Raw genomic sequence first — 2654 nt, 5'->3', positions numbered from 1 at the left:
CGAGGACCGCGCGCCACGCGTCGTGGTCGCCGGGGCCGGGCGGGTGAAGCCCTGCTCCGCCCGGTAGTGAAGAATATCCATCCGGGATTTGCCATCCGCCCGGGTGATGCTGGCCTCGCTGGATCCCTTCCAGTTCTGTGCGGCCGGTGTCGGCCATTGCAGCGCCTGCGCCGACAGCTTCGGCTCGCCCCGGCTGTTGATCTTGCCGCGCAGCCGGTCGACCTGATCGTCCGCCACCGGCGTTTGCCATTGCGCCGCCTGCGCTGGCAGGGGCGGTGTCCCGCCCGAACCGTAGCTCTGACCCGGGCCGCCCTTCGCGCCGTCCGTCGCCTTCGGCGTCGACCAGTTGGCGATGCCCAGCGCCAGTGCTTCCGCCTTGCGGGTGAAGTCGCTGTTGCCTGCCGGGTTGTAGGTTGCCGTGCCGGGATGCAGGCTCATCGGTGTGGGCCAGGATGAAGATGCGCAGCCGCTGATGCGGCGCGCCAACTTCTGCCGCACTGAACAGGCCCGCCGCAGGCGTGTAGCCCATGCCCCAAAGCTCTCGCAGCACGGTTTCAAGGCCGAGGCTGACGTGGCCGGGCACGTTTTCGAGGTAGACCCATGCGGGACGGCATTCCCCGATGACACGGGCGACCTCTGGCCAGAGGTGGCGGGGATCGTCCGCGCCTCCGCGTTTTCCAGCCGCGCTGAAGGGCTGGCAGGGGTATCCGGCGAGGACGATATCGAAGGCCCCGCGAAAGGGACGGCCGTCGAAGCTGCGCAGATCATCCCAGATCGGGGCTGGAGCGAAATACCCCGCGCGCTGGGCGGCGATGAGGACAGTTCGTGGCCAGTCCTCCCATTCGACAAAGGCGCGGGTGTGATATCCGGGCTCGGCGAGCATGAGGCCCAGATCCAAGCCTCCACCGCCTGCGCAGAGGGACAATCCGTGCCGGGGACGTGGCACCAAGCCATTCACCGCACCCCCCGCTGACGCAACCTGTCCGCCGTCACCAGCCTGCGGGCCAGCATTGCCTCGCACATGGCGTTGCTGATCATGCTGGGGGGCAGATATTCTTCGGAATTGACCTTGGCCGCATAGAACGCCGCCAGCTCATCCGGGCTGGGCGGTGGCTTTCCTTGCGCCTTGCGGCTGCGCTTTGCTTTCAGGGCGCTGCCACTTGCGGCAACCTCCTGGGCATCGCGCTGGGCGGCGCGTTCCATGAACCGATCCAGCGCTTTGGGCCCATCGGGCGGGTTGGGGTGATCACGCCGGGTCTCGGTGGCGACCTCGATGATCCGGTCCTCAGAGAGCCCGAGCTCATCACGCCAGCGACGAACGTGCTGCCGCGCTGGCGCGCCCTGCCACCAGGCGGGCAGGCTGGCGTTGGCAGCGAAGCCCAGCGCCGAGAGCAGATCTGCGAAAAACCGATCAAGATCGGAATCTCGCGCCCGCGCGTCCTCCTCCTCCTTTACTGGTTTACTTAAAGGTTCTCTTACAAGGTTAGTGTCCGGATTCCGGACACGGCTCTGGTCCTTTTCCGGACACGGGTCGGGGTCAAAATCGGACACGGCTTCGACGCCTACCCCGTGTCCAGAATTCAGACACGGCTCGGACGCGGCAGGGGTTTCGTCTGCCGGATCGTCCGTCTCTGCGAAGGGAACTTCGGCATCATCATGCCCATGTCCGGTTTCCGGACACGGGGTTGGATCATTTGGTGTAAAGCCCGGCTCGAACCCCAGAATGTAGCGGGTCGGCATCTGCCGCTTGGTGACGGGGTGAAGGCGCGGCACGCGGCGGAGCAGACCGCCAGCCTCCAACTGGCGGAGGTGATCGTTCAGTGTGGAGCGGCTGATTTCGCAATCATGCGCCAGCCGCGCCTGTGAGGGGAAGCAGCCGTAGTCCGGGTTGAACCGGTCGCAGAGATGCCAGAGCACGATCTTGGCTGTCGGTTTCAATCCGCGCTGCTTGATGGCCCAGTTGGTGGCTTCATGGCTCATGGCGCGGGCATCCGAACCGGGGGCGCGATGCGCGTGGTGAACCCGTGATCGGCCAACGCGCCCAGCGCGTCGTCCAGAGACCGCACCAGGGCCCAGCCGAAGCCATGCGCCAGAACGGCATCGCGGAAGGCCTCCTGGTTGGGACGCAGTCGGCCTTTGGGGGCCTTCAGCTCAAGAAACAGGACGCGCCCGTCGCAGAGTACCATGAGGTCGGCAAAACCTGCATGCACGCCCATGCCGACGAGGATCGCCTGGCGCTTTGCGCCGCGGGGGCCTGCCTCGGTCACCTCGTTGGCGCAGTGATGGATGATGGCCGTGCGGGGCAGGGCAACGCGTAGCGCCTGCACGACCGCGCGTTGCAGATCGGCCTCGGGGGTGCCGCGCCGCTTCATGGCCCCACCTCCGGACCCGGCCGGTGGTTGCCACGACCGGGATGCCTTGCATCGACCACCACCAGCAGGATGCGGGCGTCCTCGCGTTCCTGGTCCGTCTCGCCATGTTGAACGAGCACAGTGCAGGCCAGCCGGATCAGATGATCGGAATGGTTCACGACATCGGCGACGACGATGCGCGCCTCGCGCAGCCGCTCGTCGATCCAGTCCTGGCGCACTTGATCGCGCTGGGCGCGCTTGCGGAAGGGCAGGGGGATGCTCATCGCCGCGCCCCCGCGCGCC

At 66.9% G+C, this 2654-nt stretch carries 4 protein-coding genes and 1 pseudogene; all 5 read right to left on the bottom strand.

Features of this window, described 5'->3' with window-relative positions:
• Positions 1 to 438: hypothetical protein (locus ACEW8G_RS13190; RefSeq protein WP_373488869.1), on the bottom strand; the 438-nt coding region annotated here is incomplete at its 3' end.
• A 52-nt stretch (positions 439 to 490) separates the two neighbouring features.
• A pseudogene (locus tag ACEW8G_RS13185) lies at positions 491 to 883 on the bottom strand (DNA cytosine methyltransferase); the annotation flags it as partial.
• A 71-nt stretch (positions 884 to 954) separates the two neighbouring features.
• Positions 955 to 1980, bottom strand: coding sequence for a helix-turn-helix domain-containing protein (locus ACEW8G_RS13180; RefSeq protein ID WP_373488868.1), 1026 nt, complete (start codon positions 1978 to 1980; stop codon positions 955 to 957).
• Entirely contained in the window at positions 1977 to 2372 is a 396-nt protein-coding gene (locus ACEW8G_RS13175; protein WP_373488867.1) for a VRR-NUC domain-containing protein, read from the bottom strand. The genes ACEW8G_RS13180 and ACEW8G_RS13175 overlap by 4 nt, the downstream gene beginning before the upstream one ends.
• Positions 2369 to 2654: hypothetical protein (locus ACEW8G_RS13170; protein ID WP_373488866.1), on the bottom strand; the 286-nt coding region annotated here is incomplete at its 5' end. The genes ACEW8G_RS13175 and ACEW8G_RS13170, both read right to left, overlap by 4 nt.

The sequence above is a fragment of the Blastomonas sp. genome, from assembly GCF_041747255.1.
Lineage (GTDB): Bacteria > Pseudomonadota > Alphaproteobacteria > Sphingomonadales > Sphingomonadaceae > Blastomonas.
Note: the sequence above shows the minus strand (reverse complement) of the source record. Positions and strands in the feature narration are given on the sequence as shown.

Coding starts and splice junctions, on each gene's coding strand:
- ACEW8G_RS13180 (WP_373488868.1), bottom strand. CDS start 1,980: ATGAGCCATGAAGCCACCAACTGGGCCATCAAGCAGCGCGGATTGAAA.
- ACEW8G_RS13175 (WP_373488867.1), bottom strand. CDS start 2,372: ATGAAGCGGCGCGGCACCCCCGAGGCCGATCTGCAACGCGCGGTCGTG.